At 64.1% G+C, this 19,909-nt stretch carries 18 protein-coding genes; 4 read left to right on the top strand and 14 right to left on the bottom strand.

What is annotated here, in order from left to right:
• The first annotated feature begins 34 nt into the window (after positions 1 to 34).
• Positions 35 to 625: a suppressor of fused domain protein gene (locus GBB11_RS08670; protein ID WP_192796358.1), complete on the top strand. Its 591-nt coding sequence runs from the start codon at positions 35 to 37 to the stop codon at positions 623 to 625.
• Positions 603 to 1,538, top strand: a complete 936-nt coding sequence (gene gluQRS / locus GBB11_RS08665; RefSeq protein WP_151549650.1) for a tRNA glutamyl-Q(34) synthetase GluQRS — start codon at positions 603 to 605, stop codon at positions 1,536 to 1,538. Before GBB11_RS08670 ends, gluQRS begins: the two co-directional genes overlap by 23 nt.
• Here the strand turns inward: gluQRS and GBB11_RS08660 are convergent.
• Positions 1,522 to 2,169, bottom strand: a complete 648-nt coding sequence (locus GBB11_RS08660) for a DedA family protein (RefSeq protein WP_151529367.1) — start codon at positions 2,167 to 2,169, stop codon at positions 1,522 to 1,524. The two genes, gluQRS and GBB11_RS08660, sit on opposite strands and share 17 nt — an antisense overlap.
• A 176-nt stretch (positions 2,170 to 2,345) precedes the next feature.
• Between GBB11_RS08660 and GBB11_RS08655 the strand changes: the two genes are divergently transcribed.
• Positions 2,346 to 3,281 carry a GDP-mannose 4,6-dehydratase gene (locus tag GBB11_RS08655; protein ID WP_151549649.1) on the top strand — a complete coding sequence of 312 codons (936 nt, stop codon included), beginning with the start codon at positions 2,346 to 2,348 and terminating at the stop codon, positions 3,279 to 3,281.
• Between the two features lie 86 nt (positions 3,282 to 3,367).
• On the opposite strand, the gene GBB11_RS08650 is transcribed toward GBB11_RS08655, so the two are convergent.
• The 6 genes from GBB11_RS08650 to GBB11_RS08625 form a co-directional block, all read right to left on the bottom strand.
• Positions 3,368 to 4,204: a cytochrome c biogenesis CcdA family protein gene (locus tag GBB11_RS08650; protein ID WP_192796357.1), complete on the bottom strand. Its 837-nt coding sequence runs from the start codon at positions 4,202 to 4,204 to the stop codon at positions 3,368 to 3,370.
• A complete protein-coding gene (locus GBB11_RS08645; RefSeq protein WP_151549648.1) occupies positions 4,201 to 5,301 on the bottom strand; it encodes a thioredoxin domain-containing protein in 1,101 nt (366 codons plus the stop codon). The genes GBB11_RS08650 and GBB11_RS08645 overlap by 4 nt, the downstream gene beginning before the upstream one ends.
• 13 nt (positions 5,302 to 5,314) lie before the next feature.
• Entirely contained in the window at positions 5,315 to 5,719 is a 405-nt protein-coding gene (locus GBB11_RS08640; RefSeq protein WP_151529364.1) for a DUF2304 domain-containing protein, read from the bottom strand.
• Entirely contained in the window at positions 5,716 to 6,459 is a 744-nt protein-coding gene (locus GBB11_RS08635; RefSeq protein ID WP_192796356.1) for a glycosyltransferase family 2 protein, read from the bottom strand. The genes GBB11_RS08640 and GBB11_RS08635 overlap by 4 nt, the downstream gene beginning before the upstream one ends.
• Positions 6,460 to 6,585: 126 nt before the next feature.
• A complete protein-coding gene (locus GBB11_RS08630; protein ID WP_225979208.1) occupies positions 6,586 to 7,410 on the bottom strand; it encodes a glycosyltransferase in 825 nt (274 codons plus the stop codon).
• A 64-nt stretch (positions 7,411 to 7,474) separates the two neighbouring features.
• Positions 7,475 to 8,671: a CbrC family protein gene (locus GBB11_RS08625; protein WP_151549647.1), complete on the bottom strand. Its 1,197-nt coding sequence runs from the start codon at positions 8,669 to 8,671 to the stop codon at positions 7,475 to 7,477.
• 125 nt (positions 8,672 to 8,796) lie between these two features.
• On the opposite strand from GBB11_RS08625, the gene GBB11_RS08620 reads away from it, so the two are divergent.
• Positions 8,797 to 9,849 (top strand): NAD(P)-dependent alcohol dehydrogenase, encoded by a 1,053-nt coding sequence (locus GBB11_RS08620; protein ID WP_151549646.1) that lies wholly within the window; start codon positions 8,797 to 8,799, stop codon positions 9,847 to 9,849.
• A gap of 13 nt (positions 9,850 to 9,862) precedes the next feature.
• Here GBB11_RS08620 and GBB11_RS08615 read toward each other — a convergent pair whose 3' ends face one another.
• The 7 genes from GBB11_RS08615 to GBB11_RS08585 form a co-directional block, all read right to left on the bottom strand.
• Positions 9,863 to 10,627 (bottom strand): IclR family transcriptional regulator, encoded by a 765-nt coding sequence (locus GBB11_RS08615; protein WP_151529361.1) that lies wholly within the window; start codon positions 10,625 to 10,627, stop codon positions 9,863 to 9,865.
• Between the two features lie 210 nt (positions 10,628 to 10,837).
• Entirely contained in the window at positions 10,838 to 11,419 is a 582-nt protein-coding gene (locus GBB11_RS08610) for a DoxX family protein (protein WP_151549645.1), read from the bottom strand.
• 83 nt (positions 11,420 to 11,502) lie between these two features.
• Positions 11,503 to 12,720, bottom strand: coding sequence for a hypothetical protein (locus GBB11_RS08605; RefSeq protein ID WP_151549644.1), 1,218 nt, complete (start codon positions 12,718 to 12,720; stop codon positions 11,503 to 11,505).
• Positions 12,721 to 12,730: 10 nt separating this feature from the next.
• Positions 12,731 to 14,104 carry a M1 family metallopeptidase gene (locus tag GBB11_RS08600; protein ID WP_151549643.1) on the bottom strand — a complete coding sequence of 458 codons (1,374 nt, stop codon included), beginning with the start codon at positions 14,102 to 14,104 and terminating at the stop codon, positions 12,731 to 12,733.
• An 11-nt stretch (positions 14,105 to 14,115) separates the two neighbouring features.
• A complete protein-coding gene (locus GBB11_RS08595; RefSeq protein ID WP_151549642.1) occupies positions 14,116 to 16,212 on the bottom strand; it encodes a prolyl oligopeptidase family protein in 2,097 nt (698 codons plus the stop codon).
• Between the two features lie 183 nt (positions 16,213 to 16,395).
• The gene (locus GBB11_RS08590; protein ID WP_151549641.1) at positions 16,396 to 18,459 is read right to left on the bottom strand and encodes a YhgE/Pip domain-containing protein; all 2,064 of its coding nucleotides are present in this window, start codon (positions 18,457 to 18,459) and stop codon (positions 16,396 to 16,398) included.
• Entirely contained in the window at positions 18,460 to 19,413 is a 954-nt protein-coding gene (locus GBB11_RS08585) for an ATP-binding cassette domain-containing protein (protein WP_151549640.1), read from the bottom strand.
• Positions 19,414 to 19,909: the final 496 nt, after the last annotated feature.

Raw genomic sequence — 19,909 nt, 5'->3', positions numbered from 1 at the left:
GGTTCGGCTGCGGTGGATGTGTCACACTGGAGGAATGAACACAGCAGAGATCAGTGTCTGGTTTGCGCAGCTCTTCCAGCTGGGCGAACAGCCCGAATGGCAGGAATACAGCGTCGCCGGCCATCGCGCCGCCACCTTTTCTTCTGACCATCGGGCCACCGCAGTCACCCTGGATATGTCCACGGTGGATACGGGCCTGCGGGCGGTGGCCCCGCCCGAGGCACAGAACCCGCTGAGCGAGGCAGATATTCGGGTGGAGCTGATTCTGCAGACCACGGATGCCCACCGAGATCAGCTGCACGAGGCGCTGGGCCGCGCTCTCGCGGCGCTGAGCGAGGCTGACTCGCAGGTGGCACCCCAGCCGGGTGCCATCCTCGCCGATCTTATGCCGGAGCTGTCCACCCGCCACGGGCTTCTGGTCGCGCCGCAGCTATGGGAGAAGGGCGTGCCCCATCTGTGGGAAGAACCCGAGCAGACCGGGCGCTCTCATGGCCAGCTCACCCTGCCGTTGCAGCTGCTGCTGCTCACGCCGGAGGAGCTGGAGTATGCGATCACATATTCGGCGGAGGAGCTGCAGGAGCAGATGCCGGCCCAAGGGATTGATGTGCATGAGTGGAACCGTTGATGCCCGTATCGGCGGTGCTGGCCGCTACGCGCCGTCGCCAAGCGGAGAACTGCACTTCGGTAATCTGCGCACCGCGCTGATCTCGTGGCTGGTGGCCCGCTCGCACGGGCTGCCTTTTCTGCTGCGGGTTGAGGATGTCGATACCCAGCGCAGCTCGCTGGAGTCGGCGGCGGCGCAGCTGGAGGATCTCGCCCGCCTCGGCCTCGACTGGGATGGGGACGTGCTCTACCAGCACCAGCGTTTTTCCGCCTATGAGCAGGTGGTGGAGGCCCTGCGCGGGCGGGGGCTGGTGTATGAGTGCTATTGCTCGCGCAAGGATATCGCGCATGCGGCCTCGGCACCGCACGCCATCCCCGGCCATTATCCGGGCACCTGCCGTGATCTGGATGAGGACCAGCGTCGTGCGAAGCGGGAGCAGCTCAGCGCCGCAGGTCGGTACCCCGCGCTGCGGCTGCGTAGCGACGCCACCTCCGCCACAGTGGAGGACTATTGGGCCGGCAGCTATCGCGGTGATGTGGATGACTTCGTGCTGCGGCGCGGCGGCCAGGCCCCCGACTGGGCCTATAACCTCGCGGTTGTGGTCGATGATCACTACCAGGGCGTGGGCCATGTGGTGCGCGGCGATGATCTCTTGTCCTCTGCCCCGCGACAGGCCTATCTCGCCAGGCTGCTCGGCTATGAGCCGCCGCTGTATTTGCATGTGCCCTTGGTGCTCAATGAGCAGGGCAAGCGGCTCGCTAAACGCGATGGCGCGGTGACCCTGCGTGAGATGGAGCAGCAGCGATCTACCGCTGATGTGGTGCAGGCGCTCGGTGCATCGCTCGGGGTTCCTGGGGCCCGCTCCACGGCGGAGATTCTGGAGCGCTGGGAGTTGGATCAGCTGCCTGCTGAGGCGGTTACTTTTCGCAGTTAGCGGCCTGGGCGGCCGCGGCGGTGGTGTGCTCGGGAAGGTGGCGGGCAAAGCGGTGGCTGAGGCGCTCGACCACGAGGCCTGAGACCACCCCCAGCACCATGCCGGAGACCAAGCCGATCAGCGGCTGCTCCCGAAATACCCAGCCGCCGAGATAGCCGAATAACGTGCCCTGTACTGCCCAAATAATCACCCCGATGGCGTCGAAGAAGGCGAAGCGGGCGTGGGAGTAGTGGCTGGAGCCGAGCATCACGGTGACCACCCAGCGCGCCCCAGGGATGAAGCGTGCGATCACGATAACCGAGGCATCGCGGCGGTAGAGATTATCGTTCACCCAGGTGATGGCCTTCTGCAGGCGGCTGCGCTTACGGAGATACCCCATGGCACGGGTGAGACTGCGGCCTAAAATGAAGCAGATATTATCGCCGATGATCGCCCCAGCGGCGCAGCAGATCATGATGAGGATGAGATGCGGGAAGCCGAAGATACCGGAGTAGGCACCGGCGAGGTTCATGGGCAGCTCGCCGGGGATCACGGGCACGATCGCATCGCCGAGGGTGACGCCCCCGAGCAGCAGATAGATCCAAGGGGAGGCCATCAGTGGCTCCAGCCACTGGAATACGATCTCTTCCACGGTAGGCTGCTCGCCCCCTTTCTCGGACTCGGTGCGCCAGTAAGCGCGGGCGCGGTGGGCACCTCGCGTTCTCCTAGCGAGCTTAGCGCGTGAATAGATTGCCTCCTGCCACGAGGGCGGGCAGCTGCTGGCGGCGGTATCGCGCTTGCGCGCCGAAGAGTACTACGATTTTCAGCATGAACACTCTTGTTACTGGCGGCGCTGGCTTCATCGGCTCCCATTTGGTGGATGCGCTCGTGGCCCGCGGCGATAGCGTGGTTGTGGTGGATAATCTCTCCCATGGCCGACGGGACAACCTGCGCGATGCGCTGGAGACGGGGCAGGTGACACTGCTCGAAGATGATGTGCTCAGCTGTGATTTTCTTGCTGTGTGCAGGGAGTATCGTCCCGAGGTGATCTTCCACTTGGCGGCGCAGATCGACGTGCGTTCCTCGGTGGCTGATCCGGTATTCGATGCCGAGATGAACACCATTTCTACGATCCGGATTGCTGAGGCGGCGCGTCAGACTGGGGTGCGCAAGGTGGTCTACACCTCCTCGGGCGGTGCTATCTATGGCCGCCCGGAGTCCTTCCCCGTCAGCGAGGAGGAGCCGGTGCGCCCGATGTCTCCCTATGCGGCCTCGAAGGTGGGTGGCGAAACCTATCTGAACATGTATCGCCGCCTCTACGGGCTCGACTGCACGCATATCGCCCCGGCGAATGTCTACGGCCCCCGGCAGGATCCCCACGGCGAGGCCGGGGTGGTGGCGATCTTCAGCAAGAATCTGCTGGCTGGTGCCTCCACCGTGGTATTCGGCGAGGGCAGCAACACCCGCGACTATGTGTATGTGGGCGATCTGGTGCGCGCCTTCGTGGCCGCCTCCGGGGAGCAGGGCTCGGGAATGCGCTTCAATATCGGCACCGGGGTGGAAACCACCGACCGTGCCCTGCACAGCCTCGTGGCCCAGGCGGTGGGAGTGGCGGATGAACCCCGCTTCGAGCCGGCCCGGGTGGGCGATGTGCCCCGCTCCTGCCTCGACTCCAGTCGTGCCCAGGCGGTGCTCGGCTGGCGGCCCGAGGTGGATGTGGCCGAGGGCATCGCCCGCACGGTGGAGTATTTCCGCAGCCTCTAAGGCCGGGGCCTATGCGTGACGACGCCACCCTCCATTCCCCTGAAACGCTGGGGCGAGGGTGGCGTCGATAAGCATGCGGAGCGCGGCTACTGGCTGTTCTTGGCGGGAACCCGCACGGATTTATAAGCCAGCACCATAGCGACGATGCTGAGGATGAACAGCAGCACCATGGCGCCGTTGATATTCATCAGCAGTGTGGCCACGCGCAGCTGGATGGCGGACTGGGTCTCGGTGGAGAGCAGCCCGCCGAGGCTCGTGGTGGCGTTGGTGGCCATGTAGAGCACGCCGAGGACGATGAAGAACACCCCGGCGAGCATATTGGTGGAGTTCAGCGTGAGCGGGCCGAGCTGTACCTGCTTGCCCCGCAGCCAAGAGGCCTCACCGATGTTGAACTTCTCCCACAGTGCGGCCAGCAGGAAAAGCGGCAGGGTCATGCCGAAGGCATAGGCGGCCATGATCGCCAAGCCGTAGAGCACGCTGGAGCTGACGAAGGCGGTGGTGAGCACCGCCCCCAACATGGGGCCGGCGCAGAACCCGGCGAAGCCATAGACCGCGCCGAGCAAGAAGGTGGGCACCCATCCCGCGGCGCTCATGCCCACCCTGCCCGCGAGGGAGGAGAGGCCGGGGATCTGGAAGCCGCCGCCGAAGAAGATGAATACGCCCAGCGCAATCATGATGATTCCGCCGACCATGATGAGGGTGCCGCGTTCGCTGCTGAGCCACTGGCCCAGCGCGCCGGCGCCCGCTCCGATGGGGGCGAGGACGGCGACGAGGCCGAGGAAGAACACGACGGTGCGGGTGATCAGCTCCGTGCGGGAGCTGAATGCATAGGCGAAAAACGCCGGAAGCAACAGCGCCGAGCAGGGGCTGAGAATGGAGAGCGCCCCGGCGACGATGGCGCCGAAGAGTCCGATAGAGATCATTGCGGAACGCTCACCTCGCCGGCAGCCACCTTGGCTAGCTCCACATTGATGACCTCAACGAAGGTCTCAGTGGGCTGGGCGCCAGACACAAAGCGGGTGCCCACCACGAAGCTCGGGGTGCCTTGAATACCCAAACCATTGGCGTAGCGCTGGGCCTGTGCCACCGGCTCGGCGTAGGTTTCATTGTCTAAAGCCTCGGTGAAGGCGTCCATGTCCTCCACCCCAGCCTCCTGCGCGAAGCGGATATAGTCCTCCCGGCCGAACTCGGGGTGGCCGGTGATGTCCTTCGACGCGGTATAGAGCGCATGCTTGAAGGCGAAGAACTTGCCCTGGGCGGCCGCCGCACGCCCCGCCTGGGCGGCGCTGACGGCGTGAGGGCCGTTGATGGCATAGTCATTCCATTCAATGCGCACCAAGCCATCCTTGACGTACTGGTCAATGAGTTCCGGCTCGGTGGCATTGGCGTAGCGGGAGCAGAAGGGGCACTCGAAATCCGAGAACTCCGAGATCACCACGGGGGCATCCACGGCGCCATAGGCGAAGGGATCTGCCGCATCGCGGCGAGCTACCTTCATGATGTCCGCCACGGACTGAATCTCCCCGCCGGGGCCGTAGATGGTGGCGTCGAAGGAACCGTCCTCGGACTCCGCGTCGAGGGAGCCCGTCCCCGGCTTCACCTGGGCCACCAGCTCCGCGATCTCCTCCTTGCTCAGCTTCTCCACCGCAGACTCCTCCGCGGCGGCGGCATTACCCGAGTCCTGCTGTGCGGACGAGGGCGCGGCCTGGGTGGTGGCGCTATCGGTGGTCTGCGTGCCCACGAGGTAGCCGCCGAGGCCGGCGATTACCAGCAGCACGCTAAACAGGGCCCACACCACGGTGGGTACCTGGGAGATCGGGGAGACGGCTGTTTCCTCGGTGTCCTCAGCGTCCGCGGCGGCTGCGGTGTCCACAGTGGCTGCGGAATCAGTCGCGGGATCGGCCGCGGAGTCGGCGTCGACACGCGTCGCGTCGGCAGCGTCGGGCGCCGCGGGGGTCACGGTCTCGGCGTCCTCGGGGGTGGGGGTGTGGTCCGGTCCGTTTTTCGGGGCCTTAGGCATAAATGTCGTCGTCTCACTTTTCTGCACGGCCGCTGGCCGTGGGGTCGGTGCCATCGCGGGATGGATCAGGTGTCTCGGGTCGGATCGCCGTTTGCAGGGCGACGGCGCGAGCTAGCCTAGCGTAGCGCAGTTCCTGCTCACGGAAGCGAATGTAGCTTGAGATCGTGGTGAACATGAAGGCCACCACCAACAGGTAGAGCAGCAGATCCGTGCCGCGGGACACCCCGAGCCAATTGGCCACAACGGTGAGGTCATCGGGGCGGACAATCGCCCAGATGCAGGAGATAAAGAACACCACAAAGCCGAGTTTCACCCAGGCCTTGGCGCGGGCCTTTTTGCGCTTGCTCACAAAAAAGATGGCCAAACCGATGGTGGCGAGCAGCAGCACCACCTGAATAATGCTTTGTCCCGAACTCATGACAGGTTCCTCGCTATAAATCCATCGGCCAGAATATTGACTCCATTAAAGAGAGATTGGCCCTTGCTCATCGAATACTCGGTGTAGAGAATATCCACCGGCTGCTCGCTCACTCGCCAGTTATTGGTGTCCATGAGCGTGACAAATTCGCTGGCATGGCTCATGCCATTCATACGGAGATTCAGCTGCTCAGCCACCGTGCGATTGAACACGCGCAAACCATTATGGGCGTCGGTGAGCCCCAGCTTGCGGGTGCGCCGCGAGAGCAGCACCACCGTTTTCAGCACGATGCGTTTGATCAGTGGCACCTGATCATCGGCGGCGCGGGGCCGGCCGAAACGGGTGCCCACAATGATGTCCACCTCTTCGGTGCGCAGCCGATCGATCATGGCCACCACGTCTTTGACCTGGTGCTGGCCATCGGCGTCGAAGGTGACAAAGTTCTGCGCGCCGGGTTGGGCGCGGGCGTATTCCACGCCGGTTTGAATGGCGGCGCCTTGGCCGAGATTCACGGGGTGATTCACCAGATGCGCGCCGGCGGCGTGGATTGCCGCAGCGGAGTCATCCTTCGAACCATCATTGACCGCCACGATATTGGGGAAAGTCTGGCGGGCATGTCGGATCACATCACCGATGACGGGTCCCTCATTAAAACACGGGATCACCAACCACGTATCCGCATAGTCGCCGGGGTGACGGCAGGCGTCATCGGCGGGGCGGGGAGTATCAACAACGGGCATGCCTGTCATGCTAGTAACTTCTCGGACAGACACCGCGGCAGCCACGCGCGGTAGACAGTGAATGAAAATCGGCGTTCGCTCACAGAGCATGCGTGACGCCGCCGCCTTCACTGCCCATCAGGCCAGTTAGCGGCGGTGGAACAGGAGGCGATAGACCCGCCCGAGCAGGCGCTTGGGGAGCAGCCGGTAGAGGGAACGAAGAAGAAAGTTGCCCACCGCGCGAAACGCGCTGACGGTCCCATAATCCACGAGGTGGCGCTGCATGCTCAGCTCGGCGCGGATCATATCCAGCCCCGTGCGGCGTGACATCTGCTCCTCGCCGACCCGGAAATACACCAGCTGCTCCGGCATATTGGCCAGCACTTTGCCCCCGGCCACGAGCCGTGCCATGAGGTCATAATCCTCCATCAAGTGCACCGGCTGGTAGCCGCCGACTTCGCGGATGGCCTCTACTCGAGCCATGATCGTCGGGTGGTTGATGGGGTTATTGATGGTGAGATAGCGGTTGATCTCTGCGGGGCTTTCCGGCAGCGCGCGTACGCCCACCGGTTCGGTGGGGGAGTGAATAAACTCCGTCATGGCCGAGCCCACCAGATCCACCCGGGGGTGCTCGGCGAGGAAGGCGAGCTGGCGCTCGAAGCGCTCTGGATAGGAGATATCGTCGCTATCTTGGCGGGCATAGAACTCGGTGCTGAGGGTGGCAAACCCGGCGGCCGTGGCCACCGCATTGCCTTCGTTCTGCTCTCGCCGCAGCACCCGTACCTCGGGGCGGGTGGCCTCGGCAGTGCTGAGGATGGCCGCCACACCCTCGCTAATGGGGCCATCCTGGATCAGCAGGATCTCCTCCGCTGGCCGGGTTTGGGCGTAGAGGCTCTCCAAAGCTTGGCTTATGTGCGTCGCGGTTGTTCCGTGATACACCGTCATCAGCACCGTCAGGCTTGGACCAGCCACCGTGAGTACACCTTTCAGCTCGGAAGAATTCAGCGGCCCTAAGCCTAGTCGGCTGGGCTGAGAACTAGCTGTGATCCATCCAGAACTTCAGGGTGTCCGAATTCAAGGAGGCAAAAGCGAATACGCAGGGATCGGCGTGGGCCCGTAGTTCCTCGCGCGGTTGGGCGCGCAGCCAAGTGAGATACTCCTCCTTGAAGAAGGACTCATCTAGCCCGGACTCTTCGCGCTCCTCGGGGCTGAGACTCTCCAGCTGGGCGGCGGTAGCCACGCCCAAGAACTGGCAGGCATCGCCGTCCGCGCTTTGCCACTGCTCCTCCTGGAAGGAGGCGAAGGAGGGGGTGCGCTTGATGAGTTCCTCCGCGCGCTCCGGTGGCATGCCGTCGGGGGCGGTGGGGACGAAGCGGGCATCGTATTTCTCGGCGGCGGCACCCGAGGCGATGCACCACGGGCACAGATTCTCCACGCGCTCCAGCGCATAGGGGCGATACACATAGGCCCATCCGGTCGTGCGTTCACAGCAGGGGCACTCGGCCTCCTCATTGCGCACGATGGCGCCTGTGATCACCGGGTCGGGATGGTAGCGGAAGACGGGGAGTTCCTCGTGGGCCGGTTCTACCGTCGCCTGGGACTTAGCCGCAGACTCGGTGATGGGGGTGCTCACCGTGGCGATATCGGGAAGGATGGGGCGATCGATCCGGTACTGCAGACCAGCCATGAGCGAGGGGAACTCGTGGGGCAGCACCGAGTACACCAAGGCATCGTCCACATTGCCATCGCCCAGGCGCGAGGCACTACGCAGCGTGCCTTCATAGCGCAGATCCGCCTTTTCCGCGGCGCGCCGGGCCTGAATATTGGTGCGCGGCACCACCATGGAGAAGCGCTGGGCGCCAAGGGTATCGAAGCTATAGGCGATCAGGAGCGCCAAGATTTCCGGGAAGACACGGGTGGACTGGGCGCCACGGGTGACCCAGGTGTGGCTCAGTGTGACGGTGGGAACATCGGGGTTATCGATGGTCAATCCGGTGACTCCCACGGCGCGGTTATCGCTATTCAACCGCACCAAAAGCGGCAGGGAACGACCCGTATCGGCCGTCGCGCAGAGGCGCTCCAGATACGCGGGTATGCCGTCCTGCTCAGGCACCCCCGACCAGTACTGTTTGTGCAGGTCCACGGCGGCGCTGGCGAGGATTTCTGCGTGGTCGGTGCTCAGCGGCGTCAAGGTGATAACGCTGCCTTCTAGGGTGACTGAGGAATCAAACATAAGAACTATCTTAAGAAAATTCGAAGGTGTGCGCAGGTTCCGAGCCTGCCCCAGCGATAGCCATGCCACTAGCGCGCGTTAATGAAAAACAGCACCGCTAGCTGTTGTTTTGTAGCGTGGGCGGCATGACATTTCGCGTGAAAGCCGTGCAGAAGACCGCCCCTGATTCCCCCTTCGAGATTGCCGAGATCACTCGCCGTGATCCGCGCCCCGATGATGTGGTGATCGATATCACGGCGGCCGGTATCTGTCATAGCGATATCCACACCATTCGCAATGAGTGGGGCGAGGCCCACTTTCCGCTCACGGTGGGCCATGAGATTGCCGGTGTGGTCTCCCAGGTGGGGGCCGAGGTTACGGAGTTCGCCCTTGGTGAGCGCGTGGGTGTGGGATGCATGGTGAACTCCTGTGGCGAGTGCGAGCAGTGCCGCAACCATCAGGAGCAGGACTGTCTCCATGGCGCCGTGGGTACCTATAACGCGCAGGATGTGGACGGTAGCATCACCCAAGGTGGGTACTCCCAAAAAGTGGTGGTGAACAAGAATTTCGTCTGCCGTATCCCCGATAGCATCGATGATGCTCACGCGGCCCCGCTGCTGTGCGCGGGAATTACCACCTACGCGCCCATCGATCGCTGGGGCGTGAAGGACGGCGATAGCGTGGCCGTTCTCGGCCTCGGCGGGCTGGGACACATGGCGGTCCAGATCGCCGTCGCCAAGGGGGCGCGGGTGACGGTGCTCTCGCGCAGTATGCGCAAGCAGGCGCAAGCCCGCGAATTGGGTGCGGAGCGCACGCTCGCCACCACCGAGGAGGGATTCTTTGCGAAGTATCGCGGCGAGTTCGACTTCATCCTCAACACCATTAGCGCCGATATTGACGTCAATGCCTATCTCGGGCTGCTCAAGCCGCACGGAGTGATGGTGGTCGTGGGGCTGCCGCCGACGCAGCAGCAGCTCCACTTCGGCTCCATCGTCGGCGGGGCGAAGGTGCTCGCTGGATCCAATATCGGCGGCATCAAGCAGACCCAAGAGATGCTGGATTTTTGTGCCGAGCACGGCATTCGTGCCCGCATCGAGAAGGTCTCAGTGCACGAGGTGGATGAGGCCTATGAGCGCGTAGCTAATGGCGAGGTGCAGTTCCGGTGTGTGATCGACACCGCCAGCTTCGAGCAGGCCTAAGCCGCCGGCGCAGCTAGTGCTCGTGGCCGAAGACAGTGTGGGAGATCAGCTCGGCGCGGGTGCGTACCTCGCCGAGGATCTCGCGGGGGTCCACCGGGCAGTCGATATGGAAAGACACCGCGAGGGCCGCCGCCGGCTGGCCGAGGTGGTCCAGGATGGGGGCGGAAAAGGAGCGGTGGGCGCGGTCGATGCGCTCATTCTCCTCGGCCCAGCCCCGTTCACGGATGATGGCCAGTTGCTCAATCACCTCGCGGAAGCTCATGTGATTCGGCACCGGGGAAGTGGAGTAGGTGGCCTTGACCTGCTGCTCTGAGCGGAGCGAGAGCATGGCCATGCCCGAGGCTGTAATGAAGGCCGGAATGCGCACCCCGGCATCGAAAAGCAGGCTATTGGCGTTTTTGCTGCGCTCTTCCAAAATGTAGAGCACATCGCTGCCCGAAAGTTTGGAGATATGGGCGCTGCCACCAATGAGCTCGGCCAGGAACTTGGCGTGGCGGGCGCCGACGCGCACCAGCGGCTGCTGGGTGGTATATGCCGAGGCCATGGCATAGGCGGCCACGCCCAGCCCATAGGTCTTTTCCTCGGGCAGCCGCACCACATAGCCGGCATCCTCCATCACCGTGAGCAGGTGATAGACCGTGGAGCGTGGCAAATCCAGCTCGGTGTAGATGCGGGCGGCGGAAACGGGCACATCGATACTGGTCAGCAGCGTAAGAATGCGCAGGACGTTGGTGGCTGCTGGGACCCGCGAAGAATGTCGTCGGGTATGCTCGCTCACTTTTTTCACGTCCTCCTTCTGCTCGGGGTCTAGCGCTGCATGGCCGCACAATGCGGGTGTTCCTTAAAACTATACCGAGGAACTAACGGTTCGGTAGCTTAGCCTGTGTTCTCGGGGCTAATCACGAGGGTATATGGGCGCCCAGAGACGAAAAACCGCCCCGCGCACAAGGGCGTCGGGGCGGTGCTACTGCGCGGGGGCAGCGAAGCATTAGCGGTTGGGTTCGTCCCAGCCGGTGGTGGTGTTGTTGATATCCGAGCTATCGAAGGCCGTGGTCTCAGCATCGAAGCTAGAGGTCGTGCCCGCGGCGGGTGCCGTGGCGGCAGTGGTGGTGGCCGGGGCATAAGCAGCGGAGGTAGCGTCCTCGTCGGCCGCGTCCTTGCGATTACGGAAGGGGCGCACCAGGAGGTGGTCCAGCGAGACGCGACCAGCGCCGGCAGCGGCGAGTAGCAGACCGGCGGCGCCGACCACACCGGCGAGCTCCCAGCCGCCATCGGAGACGAACACGCCGCCATCGCGGTGGGCGAACCAGACGGCGCCGGCCATCAGGGCAAAGAGAACCGGGCCGACGAGGCGGACCAGCAGGCCGAGCACGATGGCGATGCCGCCAGCAAACTCGAAGTAGGAGGTAAATTGGGCAGCGAGCTCAGGGTTGGGCACACCCAAGTTGCTGAACATGTCGGTCACACCAGAGATGGTGATGTCGTTGATTTTCTGCCAGCCGTGTGCGATGAGCACGGTGCCGAGAATAATGCGGGCAATGAGTTGGAAAATATCTTTAATTACAGTCACGCCTACACACCCTACATAAAGGTTCGATTAAGCAAAATACGGAAGTGCGTGAAAATAATAAGAATATCGTCCAGAAATATAATTTAATGAACGCGCCGCACGTGTGCGCCGAGCAAAGAATAGACGTGCACCGCCATGCCGATGAGTGGGCCGAGAATCAATGCGGCGCAGACCGCGGTGGTGAGCGAGAAGGGCAGCAGCAGCACGCCGAAGGCGCTGGCGGTGGCCACCACCCAGCCGAGCACGTACACGCTATGGCGCTCGTGACTCAGCGCGGCACAGCCGGTGATCATCAACGAGCCCGTACAGGCGGAGGCGAAGGTGAGCACAGCCAGTAGCCAGCCGGGCAGCACATAGCTGGCGGGCAAGAAGAGCCCGAGGATCCACGGTCCGAGCAGCCACGCCAGTCCTGCCCCGGCAACGCCCACGGCGCCGACCACAGCCAGCGGAATCAGCAGGGCCGATAGGAGGCGCTCTCGCCGATCCACGAAGTACACCACGAGGGCGGACTGGAAGCGTTGGGTGGGCACCAGGATCGGGGCGCGGGTCAGGAGCACCGCCATGATGATGGCTGCCACGCTCACGCCATCCACGGAGCTATCCCCAGTGCCGTGGGTGATGCGCACCAGCGGCGGGAAGCCGGTAATCAGGGCGGCCGATGCCCCAGTGGCGGCCATGGCGGAGACAACGCCGCGTCGATAAGCGGCGGAGGTGACATCGACTGGGGCCTGTAGCGCGGCGCGGGCCTGCGGGGAGAAGGCGATGATGAGCAGCCAGGTGGCGGCACCCATGACGGTAATGAGGAGGAAGGCGCCGATACCCCAGCCCTGCCACCATGCGCATGCCGCGGCCAGCATGCGCACCCCAGAGTCGATGGCCACCAACCAGGCATAAGCACCCCAGTGCTTGAGCCCAGAGAGCACGCCCGAGAGCAGCGCCTGGAACACATAAGAGGATAGGCCGATGGCAAAAAGCGCGATCGCCGCGGGATGGGGGTGGTGCAACAGGAAACCCATCCACACCCCGCCGGTGGCGAGGATGCTGATCCCAGCGATGAGCGCCACCACCCCGGCCAGCCGTACCGGCCGTGCCGAGCGGGGGCTGGCCCCGGCGCGCACCGCGGAGGTTGCGCGGGTGGTTTCCTGCGTGATGCCGTCGATAAGCCCCGCGAGTGCAAAGAAGAGACCCCAATAGGCTTGGAAGTCTGCGTTGATGGTCTCGGGCAGGGCCCAGGAGGCGACGATGACCACCACGAACCCCGAGAGGGCCGCGAAAATAGTGGCGAGAGACAGCGCGCGCATGGCAGTGGTCCTAGGCGGTGGGGAAAGGCGGAAGTGGCAGGGAGAGCAGCCAAGCGGAGCGCAGCTCATCCAATTCGGCGTGCCGTTCGGGTGCGAGGTGGGCGCGCAGGATATTGAAGAGATCCACGGGCTCGACCACGCCGTGGCGGTCGCGGCGGGCATAGTCGCGCAGCGCGGCGAAGAAGGCCGCATCGCCGAGTAGCAGGCGCAGGGCGTGCACAAAGACGGCGCCGCGCTTGTAGAGGCGATCGTCGAACATGTGCTGCGGGCCCGGATCGGCGAGGAACAGGTCCTGCGGTTTCTGCTGGAGGCCGCGATAGTGCTCGCGGGCGTAGTGCTCGGCGGGGGTGCCGGTGGAGTGCTCGAACCACAGCCACTCGCAGTAGCAGGCGAAGCCCTCGTTGAGCCAAATATCGTCCCACTGCGCCACGCCGAGGGAATTACCGAACCACTGGTGGGAAAGTTCGTGGGCGATCAGGCGCTCCCAGGTCCTGCGGCCATCGGCGTGATTGGCGCCGAAGATCGATAGCCCATGGGCCTCGAGGGGGATCTCGAGCTGATCGGCGGTGATGACCACCCGGTAGTCGGGGAAGGGGTAGGGGCCGAAGAGCTCGGCGTAGAACTCGAGCATGCGGGCCTGGTCGGCGAAGTCATGCAGCACCCGCTGGCGCAGGGCAGCTGGGGCATAGGCGGTGACGGGCACGCCCGCCGCGGAGCCGAGGGGGATGGTGCTGAACTCGCCGATCTGCACCGAGGCGAGATAGGTGGCCATCGGTTCCTGCACCCGGTAGTGCCACGAGGTGGTGGAATTGTTCCGCTGAGTATCCACCAGCACCCCGGTGCAGATCACGCTGAAGGGATTATCGGCGGTGATCCGAATGTCGTAGCGGGCCTTCTCATCGGGCGTGTCATCGCAGGGGAACCAGCTATGGGCGCCGTGTGGCTGGCTGGCCACGAGCGCCCCGGCATCGGTTTCCTCCCAGCCAATCTCACCCCAGCGGGAGTTGATGGGCTGCGGATTGCCGAAGTAGCTGATGGCCAAGCTGAACTCGGTATCTGCAGGGATCTCGCGGTCGAACAGCACCACCACTTTGTTATCGCCGCGGTGGCGGAACTTTTTCACCTTCACCTGCGCGCCACCCACACCTTGGGCGGTGATGCGCCGCACGGTGAGGGTGCGGGCGAAGTCGAGGGTGAGCTGCTGCAGCGGGAGGTAGCTGAGCACATCCAGCGTCGCCGTGCCACTGAGGTGGTTGGGCATGACCCGATAGGTCAGGTCGAGGTCGTAGTGACGGATGTGGAATCCAAGGTTGAAGTCCACACCCGTGTAGCGGTCCCGGGTGCCGGGGATCTCGGTGGTGCGCAGGCGTGTAAAGGAACTCATCGCGGCTAAGTCTAGTCCGCGGAGCGCTGAGCCTCCGCGCCCGCCGCCGCGAGCTGCTGCTCCAGCCAGGTAAACACGATGGCCTGCTTCCATGCGATCTGATCATTATCGGCGGCCCCGGCATGCCCGCCTTCGGAGTTTTCTACATAGTCCACCGGCTGGCCGGCGGCGGCGAGGGCGGCGGCGAACCAGCGCGCATGGGCGGGGTGGACCCGATCGTCTCGCGTGGAGGTGGTGATCAGCGCCGGCGGATAGGTCGTGTCCGCAGCGGAGACCACACGCTGCAAGGGCGAGTAGCTTTCGATCACTGCCCGCTCCTCGGGGTTATCGGGGTGGCCGTATTCCGCTACCCACGAGGCCCCCGCGAGCAGGGTGTGATAGCGCAGCATATCGATCAGTGGCACCTCGCTCACCACCGCGCCAAGAAGCTCGGGATAGCTGGTGAGGGCCACCGCGGTGAGCAGACCACCATTGGAGCCGCCGCGCACCGCGAGCTGCTCGCGGGTGGTGATCCCGCGCTCCACGAGATCATTGAGCACCGCCTGATGATCCTCAAATACCTTCCGGCGCTCCAGCTTTGTGGCCTGGGAGTGCCAGCGCGGGCCGAACTCGCTGCCGCCGCGCAGATTCGCCTGCACCAGCAGATGCCCTTTTTCTAGCCACGCGATGCCGTTCACCGCGGAATAGTAGGGCAGGAGGGAAATCTCGAAACCGCCATAGGCGTGCACCACGCAGGGCTTCGGGGTGGGGGTGGCGCCGTCCTCGTGCAGTCGGCCGGTGAGGAAGTAGGGAATCTTCGTGCCATCGGCGGAGGTGGCCCAGTACTGCCGAGTGCTCATCCCAGAGGCGTCGAATTGCTCGGGCGCGCTTGTGACCACCGTGGAGAAACTCTCTGGGTCGCGGGCGTCGGCGCGCAGCAGCCTATCCGGGGTGGTGAAGCTGGAGGAGTAGAGCCACACTTCCTCGCCGATCTCTGGGTCCTCCGAGAGCGGAGCGGTAGCCACGACGCTGGTGCTCGCCAACTCCGGCAGGGACACCCGCACGCACTCCTCCGGCGCATCGAGGCGCACCCGGTAGAGGGTGGTGGTGACATTCTCCAGAACCTGGATCAGCGCATAGCTGCGGGTGAAGTGCAGCGTCTCCAGCGATTGATACTCGGTGGGGGAAAAGATCACCTGTACCTCGGTACTCGCGGGATCCGCCACAAAGCTCTCGCAGTCGGCCACTCCCACGCCGCCGGCGGGCACCCCGTGGACTTCCGTGCGGGGGAGCAGGAAGATCTGGTCGCGGTGAACGATAATCTCGCAATCCACCGGCACCTCAATGCGCACCGGCTCCGAGCCGCGCAGCAGGTAATTCTCGGCGGTGAACATATCCAGCCGCCGCTCAATGAGCACCCGCTCGAACCCAGGCGTGCGATCCGCCCACCCGCCGGAGGCGATATCGCTGCGCTCGCCGCTGAAGAGCAGCTCGGCCTCGCGCGGGTCGGTGCCGCGGTGCCAGCGATACACCCGCGCTGGGTAGCCAGACTCCGTGAGGGAGTTCTCGCCCACATTGGTGCCGAGGATGAGGGTATCGAGGCTTTCCCACGACACATCGGATTTATCCTCCGGCAGAGTAAAAGGCGTATCCTCCACGAAGCTGCAGCTAGTGATGTCGAACTCGCGGATCACGGTGGCGTCACTGCCGCCGCGGGATAGCCGCAGCAGGGCCCGGTCGCATTCCGGTTCGCGCACGTGCGCGCCCTTCCACACCCAGCTTTCCCCATCGGCCGCGGCGAGGGCGTCCACATCGAGCAGGATCTCCCACTCCGGCGCCTCGCTGCAATAGGACTCATAGCGGGTGCGCCGCCACAGCCCCCGCGGATGCTTGCTATCGCGCCAAAAGTTGTAGAGGTAGTCGCCGCGCCGAGTCACATAGGGCACCCGCGCGTCGGCATCGAGGGCCGCGCGCAGCCGCTGCTGCAGGGCGGTGCGATGGCCGCCTTGGCTATCGATGTTCTCGATGGTGGAGGCCGTCCACTCCTGCGCCCACCCAAGGGCCGTGGGGGAGCCGATAATTTCAAGCTCGCTCGGCGGCGGCGTCTGTGCTGGTGCGGTAGTGCTCATAGTGCCGCCGATTATACGGGTGATACCCCCATTGCACCAGTGTTAGTGCAGCTCATTGGCACTTTTATGGCTGGTGGTACGAGTTAAACTCAGCGGCCCTTTTCCGGACGCTTATCGACGCCACCCCGTAGCACAGAAGCACCGCCGCGGCAGCGGGCCGCGGCGGTGCTGAGCGGGGGATGATTAGAAATCGATGGGCGGATGCAGCTTCTTCATGGTCCACGTTCTATCGCGCCGGGCACCGAGAGCGGTACCTAAGAGGAAGATCGTGAGGAAGAAGCAGAGCGCGATCACTGCTTGCAGCATGCGGCCGTCGAAGTCGCCGTAGAGTGTCTGGCGGAAGCCGTTGACGGTGTAGGTCATGGGCAAGAAGGGGTGGATCCAGCTCCAGAAATCCGGTTCCGTTTCCACGGGGTAGAGCCCGCCGGAACCCAAGAGTTGCACCATGAGCATCGCCATACTGGCCACCCGTCCTGGGCCGGAACCAAGGAGAACGATGAGCACTTGGTTCATCGCGGCAAAGACCAGCGCGGTGAGCATCATGAACACGGTGAGGCCGAAGAATGTGGCCGGATCCAGCGGCACCGCCAACACGGTGGCGGTAGAAACCACGATGGCCTGGATCATGGCGATCAGGCCGGCCGGGGCCAGACCGTCGATAGCGGCGCGCAGCGGGGAGATGCCGGCGGCCACGGCGCGGGCCTGCAGCGGGCGCAGCAGCAGGAAGCTCACGAGGCTACCGATGTAGAGGGCCAGCGAGAAGAAGAAGGGAGCCAGACCAGCACCGAAGGTGTTCTCCCCACCGGAGTTGGACTGGTTGATCTCTACCGGCCCGCCGATGGTCTCCGCCATGGTTGTGCGGTGATCGGGCGACCAATCTGGGGCCTCGCCCGCAGCCTGTCCGAGTTTGGTGGCCAGCTCGTTGCTGCCTGTGGAGAGCTTGCTGGAGCCGTCCTTGGCCTCGGCGAGAGCGGAATCAAGTGTGCGGCCGCCGTCGAGCAGCTGGGTGGCGCCGTCATTGAGCTTATTGGCGCCATCATCGAGTCGGGTGACACCCGAGCCGAGCTCGCCGATACCGGCGTTGAGGCGGTGGGCGCCATCGTTGAGGGCCTGGGCGCCGTCATTGAGCTGATTGACACCGCCCACGAGCTCGCCGAGTTTCCCGGGTAGATTGCCCTGGTCGATGTCCGCGGCAATGCCATTGATCCGGTCGAGATCCTGCTTCAGCGGGGAGTGGGGGCCGACACCTTCGGTGTCCACGCGGTGCGCAATATGATCCACCTGGCCGGCGGTCTGCTGCGCCAGCGGGTCGGGGATCTGGCGGATCGCCGCGGCGAGATCGCGTAAATCCTGCGCGAGGGAGCCTTGGATTTCGGAGGCTTCGCTGGCGGTGGCGTGGTAGTGGTGCACCTCGCCGGTGAGGCTCTGGAGTTTGCCTATGGCCTGGTCGATTCCGCCACTGAGCTGGTTGGTGCCCTCTACCAGGCGCTCCGTGCCATTGGCGAGCTCGCCCGAGCCGGCCTGCAGCTTATCGGCGCCTTCACGAAGCCGACCGGTGCCCTCGACCAGCTGGGTGGTGCCTTCCTTATTGCGCTCGAGGCCGGACACGAGATCGCCGGCGCCCTGCTGGATCTTGCCCAGCCCAGAGTCGAGCTTGGTGGCGCCATCATCCAGTTGGGCGGCGCCATCGGCAGCCTTGTGAATGCCCTCGCTGGCGTTGACCACGCCCACCAGCAGCTTATCCACGGCCTCTGTGCCGATTTTGTCGGAGACCACGGCGAGCACCTGGCGCATGGCGTTTTGGCCGATGAGCGTGGAGAGCCAGCCGTTGGCGTCATTGTAGTGCGTCACAATGCGGGCCTTCTCCGGATTCTCGGAGGTAGGAGAGGCCACTGCTTGGGAGAAATTCTCCGGCAGGGTCACCGCAAAGTAGTATTCGCCGGTTTTCACGCCCTCGAGGGCGTCCTGTTCGGTCACGGTGATCCAGTCCAGGGACTGATCCTCGAGCAGGCCCTCTTCGATCTGCTTGCCGGCGTCGATACGCTGGCCATCGACCTCGGCGCCGGTGTCCTCATTGACGAGGGCGACGGGCATGCGGTCGAGACGGCCGAAGGGGTCCCAGAAGCTCCACAGGTAGAGCGTGGAGTAGAGCAGGGGAAGCAGGCAGATGGCCACGATGGCGATCTTTCCCAGCTTGGCTCGACCGAAGCGGCGAAGCTCGCTGCCGATATGCAATGTGGCAAGCATTTACTGCTCCTCCTTGGTGGTAGTGGACTCGGTGGTGGTCGACGCTGTGTCGCTCTTGGCGTGGCGCGGTTGGGGATGCTCGCCCTGGCGCAGCGCGGTCCAACGCGCCAGCAGGTCCTCGAGGTGCTGGTCGGTGGTGCCGCTGCTCGCGGGGGCGATGTGCCCGCGGTCGGTGAAGAGCTCAATCACCTGCGAGCCTGGCAGCGTTGCCGCGCTCGGCGGATTCACAGAGTTCACCAGCACGGTCATCTCCTTCGAGAGGCGGTTGAGCACGCTGAGCAAAATGGCGCGGTCGCTGAGCTCCCGCACCTGCTCGAGATCGTCCAGGATGAGCAGACGAATCTTCTCATCGTGGGCGGGGTGCAGGGCCATGCCGATGCGGATGAGGATGCGATCCAGTGCGGGGATCTGGCTGACGTATTGGTTCAGATCCGGCAGTGAGCGGCTGCCATATACCTTCGACAGGATCTCCTCGCGGTAGGCGTCATCGGCTTTGGGGACCCACCCGAACCAGCCATGGCACCACGCGCGGTGGTCGGTGAGCACATCACGCACCCGCACATCGCGGTCGAGGGCATCAATAACGTCCACCCCGGCAATGGCGACGGTATCGCGAATATCTTTGAGCTGGTCGTGGCCGAAGACAGTGAGAGTTCCCTCGGTGGGTTTCATTCGTCCCGCCAAGGTGAGGGCGAGCGCGGTGCGGCCCGAGCCGCCGCGGCCGGAGAGAAACACGAGGGTATTATCGGGCACGCGCAGGTCAATGGGCCCAAATACCGGCCCTTCCTCGCCCACCACGGATAGCCCATCGGCCACGAGCACATAGGCATCGTCGGCCTCCGGCTCGCCAAGGGGCGCGGTGGTGTCTGCAGCAGCACTGGTGGGTACAGCGTGGAACTGGCGGGTGTTATCCGCGGGTTCCTCGCCCTGCGTGTGGATCTCCCTGTCTGACATGCTCTCTCCTCAGCACTGTGTATCCCTGACTGGCTTCAGCGCCAGTGCGTCTGCGTCCGGCACTGGGTGGGTGATACTCATCCACGGTGCTGCGTTCTATCTCCTCGGTGCCAGCCGCATGCGCCGCCGCCGGGGACACGGAGATCTCAGCCGTGGTGCGTATCTTCAATTCTGCCGGCACACACGTAGGTATGGGCGGACAACCACGGCGGCGAGGGGCGCCACAGGCTGCTGCGCCTAGCGCAGCAGGGCCGGCGCTGCTGGCACGAGGACGACTCCGTGTCGAGACGATTCATCGCTCGCGTGCCTCGCAGTATCCGCCCCGTAGTATCCACAACCCTTAACGCAACGGGTGTAGCTTAAGTTCCTTAATGAGTCTTTGATTCTAGCCATAAAGTGGAATCTACCTGCAACGCGGCCAGTTGTTCGCCATAGCTGACGCATAGACATAACCCACACCAACGTGTGTTGTGATGTGGGAAGAGGGGGTAGCGCA

The organism is Corynebacterium sp. 74A, assembly GCF_008930665.1.
GTDB lineage: Bacteria > Actinomycetota > Actinomycetes > Mycobacteriales > Mycobacteriaceae > Corynebacterium > Corynebacterium megadyptis.
The sequence above is the reverse complement of the archived record's forward strand: the minus strand, read 5'-3'. Positions and strand labels throughout refer to the sequence as shown.

Bases quoted from the DNA above. Each gene is read 5' to 3' on its own strand.
- GBB11_RS08645 (WP_151549648.1), bottom strand. From the start codon at position 5,301: ATGCCTAAGGCCCCGAAAAACGGACCGGACCACACCCCCACCCCCGAG.
- GBB11_RS08595 (WP_151549642.1), bottom strand. From the start codon at position 16,212: ATGAGCACTACCGCACCAGCACAGACGCCGCCGCCGAGCGAGCTTGAA.
- GBB11_RS08590 (WP_151549641.1), bottom strand. From the start codon at position 18,459: ATGCTTGCCACATTGCATATCGGCAGCGAGCTTCGCCGCTTCGGTCGA.
- GBB11_RS08605 (WP_151549644.1), bottom strand. From the start codon at position 12,720: ATGCGCGCGCTGTCTCTCGCCACTATTTTCGCGGCCCTCTCGGGGTTC.
- GBB11_RS08670 (WP_192796358.1), top strand. From the start codon at position 35: ATGAACACAGCAGAGATCAGTGTCTGGTTTGCGCAGCTCTTCCAGCTG.
- GBB11_RS08635 (WP_192796356.1), bottom strand. From the start codon at position 6,459: ATGCCCGTTGTTGATACTCCCCGCCCCGCCGATGACGCCTGCCGTCAC.
- GBB11_RS08625 (WP_151549647.1), bottom strand. From the start codon at position 8,671: ATGTTTGATTCCTCAGTCACCCTAGAAGGCAGCGTTATCACCTTGACG.
- GBB11_RS08650 (WP_192796357.1), bottom strand. From the start codon at position 4,204: ATGATCTCTATCGGACTCTTCGGCGCCATCGTCGCCGGGGCGCTCTCC.
- GBB11_RS08620 (WP_151549646.1), top strand. From the start codon at position 8,797: ATGACATTTCGCGTGAAAGCCGTGCAGAAGACCGCCCCTGATTCCCCC.
- GBB11_RS08640 (WP_151529364.1), bottom strand. From the start codon at position 5,719: ATGAGTTCGGGACAAAGCATTATTCAGGTGGTGCTGCTGCTCGCCACC.
- GBB11_RS08655 (WP_151549649.1), top strand. From the start codon at position 2,346: ATGAACACTCTTGTTACTGGCGGCGCTGGCTTCATCGGCTCCCATTTG.
- GBB11_RS08600 (WP_151549643.1), bottom strand. From the start codon at position 14,104: ATGAGTTCCTTTACACGCCTGCGCACCACCGAGATCCCCGGCACCCGG.
- GBB11_RS08585 (WP_151549640.1), bottom strand. From the start codon at position 19,413: ATGTCAGACAGGGAGATCCACACGCAGGGCGAGGAACCCGCGGATAAC.
- gluQRS (WP_151549650.1), top strand. From the start codon at position 603: ATGTGCATGAGTGGAACCGTTGATGCCCGTATCGGCGGTGCTGGCCGC.